Raw genomic sequence first — 5311 nt, 5'->3', positions numbered from 1 at the left:
AGGGTTCTCGCGATTAAAAATTAGTGGTTTTGTTACCGACGTGCTGATGAAACCAACTATCTTACTGATACATAAATTATGATACAGTACCATTCTGGTTAAGAAGATTGCCACACAATCTTTATTAACCAAGTTTCGTTAGGATATTGTAACCTGGGCAATAGCGACTCTCTATTGATGTGACACCAGGCAATCGCTTTTTCACATCCATGACAACAACCATCGACTTTCTCAGTCACCTTAACCCTAGTCAACGTCAAGCTGTCGAACATTACTGTGGCCCGTTGCTAGTTGTTGCTGGCGCAGGTTCCGGTAAAACACGAGCGCTGACTTATCGGATTGCCAATTTGATTCTGAAACACCGTGTTGATCCAGAAAATATCCTGGCTGTTACTTTTACCAACAAAGCCGCGCGGGAAATGAAAGACCGGGTTCAACGGCTGTTTGCTGAACAACTGGCGATGAAACAACACGGTCAGCGGTTGGATTTGTTGACAGAATATCAACAAACGCAACTGCGATCGCAAGTTTACAAAAGCACTATCAAGGATTTGTGGTGTGGCACTTTCCACAGTCTATTTTCTCGTATTCTCCGTTTTGATATTGAAAAATACGTAGACGAAAAAGGACGGCGTTGGAATCGTAATTTCTCTATTTTTGATGAATCAGATGTGATGACTCTGATTAAAGAAATTGTTAATAAACAGCTAAATTTAGACGATAAGAAGTTTGACGCTCGCTCCGTCCGTTATGCTATTAGTAACGCTAAAAACCAAGGTTTATCCCCCCAAGAATTTGAGCAAGATCAACCAAATTATCGCGGACGGGTAATTGCCCAAGTTTACAATTTATATCAAGATAAATTAGCAGAAAACAACGCTCTCGATTTTGACGATCTAATTCTTGTGCCGACTAGATTATTTCAGCAAAACGAGCAAGTATTGGGTTATTGGCATCGGAAGTTTTGCCATATCCTCGTAGATGAATATCAGGATACTAATCGCACTCAGTATCAACTCATCCACTTATTAGTGACTAACGGCGAAACTAAAAAGAGCGAATGGGAATGGCAAAATCGCTCAGTTTTCGTTGTTGGCGATGCAGATCAATCAATTTATAGCTTTCGGATGGCAGATTTCACCATCTTGCTGGGATTTCAGGAAGACTTTGGTGATGGTTTAGTGGATGATGACACCCAAACGATGGTTAAGTTGGAAGAAAACTATCGTTCTTGTGAAAATATTCTGCAAGCGGCTAATGAATTAATTGAAAATAACACCCAACGGATTGATAAAATCCTGAAAGCGACGCGGGGGCCGGGTGAGCAGATTACTTGTCACAAAGCCGATGAAGAACTTGCAGAAGCGGCATTTGTAATTAATCAAATTAGCACTTTAGAAAACCAAAATCCAGAGTTAGACTGGGGTAGTTTTGCCATACTTTATCGGACAAATGCCCAATCTCGACCATTTGAAGAATTGTTGGTGAAATATCAAATTCCTTACACAGTTGTGGGAGGAATGAGATTTTACGATCGCAAAGAGATCAAAGATGTCATCGCATATTTAAGAGCGATCGCTAACCCATCTGATACAGTCAGTTTATTACGAGTTATCAATACTCCCCGCCGAGGAGTTGGTAAAACCACTATTGATGCTTTGATGAACGCCTCCCAACAATTAGGGACAACCCTGTGGGAAATACTCAGTGATGAGACATCAGTTAATACATTAGCTGGACGAGCGACAAAAGCTGTAAATAACTTTGCCGCAATGATTAGCCGTTGGCAAGCACAAATTGGCACGCTTCCCGTGACTGAGGTTTTGCAAGGAATACTAGAAGATTCTGGTTACGTTCAAGACTTGATGAGTCAAGGCACAGATGAAGCCACAGATCGGGTACAAAACGTCCAGGAACTTTATAACGCTGCACTGCAATTTCAAGAAGAAAACGAAGAGGTTTCCCTACGAGACTTTCTGAGTAGCGCCGCCCTCAGTTCCGATTTGGATAACTTAAAAGAAGGGCAAACAGCCGTTTCATTGATGACTTTGCACGCTTCCAAAGGTTTAGAATTTCCCGTAGTATTTTTGGTGGGATTAGAACAAGGGCTATTTCCCGGCTATCGTTCGCTGGGTGATCCTGCATCTTTGGAAGAGGAACGCCGCCTGTGTTATGTGGGAATTACTCGCGCCCAAGAAAGGTTATTTTTATCACACGCGCGGGAACGTCGTTTGTATGGTTCTCGTGAACCTGCGATGCGATCGCAATTTCTCGACGAATTACCAGAAGAATTATTATCTACCAAACGCGCGAGTCGTCAAAGTTATACCAAAAGTGCCTCTACTTCTAATGGGAAACAAGACTCAGCCCAGAATTGGCAAGTAGGCGATAGAGTATTACACAAAACTTTTGGGCTTGGTGAAATAACGCATGTATTTGGAACAGGTAATAAAATGTCTGTGGCAATTAAATTTGCTAGCTTAGGGCAGAAAATTGTTGATCCAAGAGTAGCACAGTTGCAAAAAGTTTGAAAACAAAACCATAGATTCCCTACTTTTTTGAAAAGTAGGGAATCTTGTTTTTTATATTTCAATTTCTTCAAAGTGTTCGACAGTGGGAAATGGTTCATAAAAATGATGCAGAAGTTTTTTCCACTCTTGATACTCAGGAGAACTTCTAAATCCAACAGTATGAGATTCTAAAGTTTCCCATCTGACAAGTAATAAGTATTTACCTTGGACTTCTATACATTTATGCAATTCATGGGATAAATATCCGTCCATTGAAGAAATAATTTTAGAAGCTTTTTTGAAAGCAGCTTCAAAATCCGGTTCTAGTCCAGATTTGACATTAAGAATAACTGCCTCAAGAATCATAAAGTTTTGCGGTGAGTATTAATGTAATGTTATTTAGTATAAAGTAAATGTGATATTTACGACGGGTTACACTTACGCAGACATTTTACTCAATCAAAAATAGTTTTTAAGTAAATAGCTAATTGCAGCACAAAACGGAGTATGTTGTCCATCAACATCAGGTTTTTCGTAACCTTCAGCAAGTAGTTGTATTTCTATTTCAGTCAAACCTTCAGTAGCTAGTAATGCAGCATCAATTGCTACTTTACGCATCTTTTGCAATTTGTCAATGTCAAGTGCAAGCTTCTTAATTGTTGTTTCAGCAACAGCTTTTTTACCTGGATTATCTGTTGGTTGAATTTCACCTGAAGCAGGATATTTAAAAAAATCACCACAGTCTATTTCCAAAGGTGAAACCATCAAATTTTCGTCGTACCAATACTTTTTCTTATGTCCGCAATGCACCGGAACAGTAGGAGGTTCTTCACTTTCTCCTTGACATGAAGCGATGAGATTTGTGTACTCAAGTGCCAGATTTGGATAAGTACTACGAGGTTTTAGGTGTTCTATGTGGCTAGTTGCTCTAGTGATACGCATTCCACAATAGCAACAGATATATCCCTGATCTTTTAGTAAAGCATCATGTACAACAGGTTTTTCTGGTGTTTGAAAATTATCATCCCAGCTAGGTTTCCAATCATCATTTTCCAGAGCCTTCCACTTGGTAAATTTTTCTGGTTCCTGACTCTTTTTGATGTACTTCATCGGTTGAGAATTTCCTTCCGCCGAATGAGTACATCCGCTTTAACAAACTCTGGCTCATCTGCTCCAATTTCAAGAGCCAATTGTTGACGTAATTGCCTAGCACCTTCTATATTTCCAGCATCAATTAGTCGAAAAAGCTCTAAAAGACTTTCCTTAATTTCCTGTGGACGTTCTGGAACACCCATGAGGTCTTCTAAAATGCGATTGCTATCTCTCCCAAAAGAACTTTCTGGTTTTTTAGCAATAACACCTTCGTCTGTTTTTTCTAGAATATAAATTCCTTCCGGTTTGACTTGGCTAAGTACTTGAGGCGAATGGGTAGTGACAATAAATTGGCAATTGGGGAATGTTCTTGTCAAAGCTGGAATAATTTCTCGTTGCCATTTGGGGTGTAAGTGTAACTCAATTTCATCAATTAAAACAACACCACTACCTTGGAGTGGATCTGGTAAACCTGGGTTGGCGATCGCTAATCGTCGTGCTAAATCTCCCACCATTGCCAGCAAGCATTTCTCCCCATCAGATAACTGATTAACTGTAAGTTCTTCACCTTGTTTTCGCACAGTCATTCGTAGGGGTGAACGCCGTACCCGTAAGTTAGAAAACCCTGGAATTAATGAATAAATAGATTGTCTTACTGCTTCTAGCTGCTGGGTTTTAAATTCAGGATTATCCCGCCTTTCTTCATTTTCTAAATCTTCCAAGGATCTAAACCATTGAAAGAATCTATGGAAACTAATTTGTACTCCATTTAGTGCTTGATCATAAGCATCTATCTGTTTCAATGAATGCGTTTCTGTAATTTCCATGTCAATCCCAAGAACCGAACGTTTAACCGGGTAATAAATGGCTAAAGGCAAGTTAAACTTAGGATTTGATTTCCACTGACGGTAAATATCTTGAGCAACTGTGTTTAACTCCGCATTTTCTTTCTTTATATCTTCGCTGCGTTCTTTACTAGAGTTTGTAAGAAACCAGCTTACTTCCCTTGATTGCAGAAAAATTTTAATCCTATTATGTGTCTCCTTGTGTCCGTTTGTAATATCGTCTTCGCTGAAGAAACGTTCTTCGATATCCGGTTTTCCCGGAATAGATTTCTCATATTGATCACGATTGCTAGAACGATAAGATAAATTATTGATAAATAGCATATTTGTCTTTATTGACTCTGCATATACAATCTCCCTTATAAACTGTGACAAAAGAATAGCGAGACAATCAAGAATACTTGATTTTCCCACGCCGTTGATACCGATAAGTACCGTTGGACTCGTTTCATCAAACTCCAGGGTCAAATCGCCAATTCCACGGAAGGATTGCATTTCCAAGCGTTTGACTTTCATAGTTTTAACAACGCTGAACGTAGTAATTCAATACAGTTAAGAAATCGGTAAAAAACAGCTAATCAAAAGCAGACTTGACATAAGAAACTGTCAAAGGTGTGATTTTTTCGACAAGATTATTAATCACCCCTCGTTCATATTCAGTCCAAACTCTGGGATTACCAAAAATGCATGGTTGTAAAATTCCCCAGAGTTGGCCATCTTGGCGGATATGGGCATGAATCAGGGCGCGATGTCCAAAATACTTCTGTTCAAATTCGCGATTTAAAACCTGAGAATCAGCAGTTTCTACATCTTCGACAAAGATTGAAGGTTCAGCACGTAGCGCAGCCGCAAACATTGGATCAT

At 39.5% G+C, this 5311-nt stretch carries 4 protein-coding genes and 1 pseudogene; 1 reads left to right on the top strand and 4 read right to left on the bottom strand.

The genetic code is table 11. The annotated features are described in order from the left end of the window. Window positions 1–209: 209 nt before the first annotated feature. The gene (gene pcrA, locus RRG12_RS41265; protein WP_420759230.1) at window positions 210–2531 is read left to right on the top strand and encodes a DNA helicase PcrA; all 2322 of its coding nucleotides are present in this window, start codon (window positions 210–212) and stop codon (window positions 2529–2531) included. 51 nt (window positions 2532–2582) lie between these two features. Here the strand turns inward: pcrA and RRG12_RS41260 are convergent, their stop codons facing one another. The 4 genes and pseudogenes from RRG12_RS41260 to RRG12_RS41245 form a co-directional block, all read right to left on the bottom strand. Next, window positions 2583–2876 carry an antibiotic biosynthesis monooxygenase family protein gene (locus tag RRG12_RS41260; protein WP_420759231.1) on the bottom strand — a complete coding sequence of 98 codons (294 nt, stop codon included), beginning with the start codon at window positions 2874–2876 and terminating at the stop codon, window positions 2583–2585. A 93-nt stretch (window positions 2877–2969) separates the two neighbouring features. Continuing rightward, a complete protein-coding gene (locus tag RRG12_RS41255) occupies window positions 2970–3620 on the bottom strand; it encodes a retron system putative HNH endonuclease (RefSeq protein ID WP_420759232.1) in 651 nt (216 codons plus the stop codon). Continuing rightward, window positions 3617–4963, bottom strand: coding sequence for an AAA family ATPase (locus RRG12_RS41250; RefSeq protein WP_420759233.1), 1347 nt, complete (start codon window positions 4961–4963; stop codon window positions 3617–3619). The genes RRG12_RS41255 and RRG12_RS41250 overlap by 4 nt, the downstream gene beginning before the upstream one ends. Before the next feature lie 58 nt (window positions 4964–5021). After that, window positions 5022–5311: pseudogene (locus RRG12_RS41245) on the bottom strand (GAF domain-containing protein); the annotation flags it as partial.

It is taken from the genome of Nostoc sp. CALU 546 (assembly GCF_048836525.1).
This window is presented reverse-complemented; position numbering and strand designations above follow the sequence as displayed.